1 pseudogene is annotated in these 523 nt (G+C 42.4%); it reads right to left on the reverse strand.

Features of this window, described 5'->3' with window-relative positions:
• Positions 1-523, reverse strand: a pseudogene (locus R7190_RS30575) (GGDEF domain-containing protein); the annotation flags it as partial.

The raw sequence follows: 523 nt of genomic DNA on the forward strand, positions 1-523 counted from the left end.
ACACAAAGAAAAAGCCGTTCGGTTGCGAGTGTTATTTCTCAACGTGACAAACAGAGCATTACGGTTGCCAAGGCCAGTAAGGGGGTCACTCAACGCCAGCTTACGATGGAAGTGCGATTCTCTGTAGAAGAAGTAAGTCAGCGACAAAATCGACAAGACGAAAGTGGCAAACAGCATGTATTGCGCTTTCATCAATCGTTGGCTTTCATCTTTTTGTGTCTCGTACACTTGGCTGGTTAAGCGAAAGTTCTGGTTCACAAACTCCACCAAGTTTAAATACAGCGTTTGAGTGGCGCGATAAAACTGAGCTGCCGCTTGGCTGTCGCCGGTTTTGGCTTCCACCAACAGTGGTTCTAACTCTTTAAACTCATTAAACAGTTGCAAAAAATATTGTTGAATGTGATTGCGAGAAAAAAAGGTGTAGACGTCTTTACTATTTATTAATAAATCAAAACGGCTCCAAGCAAGCTCATACTGAAGTTCTGCACCTTCTATTTTTAAAACATTTTCGTCCAGTCGACGT

The sequence above is a fragment of the Vibrio sp. 1078-1 genome, from assembly GCF_033340475.1.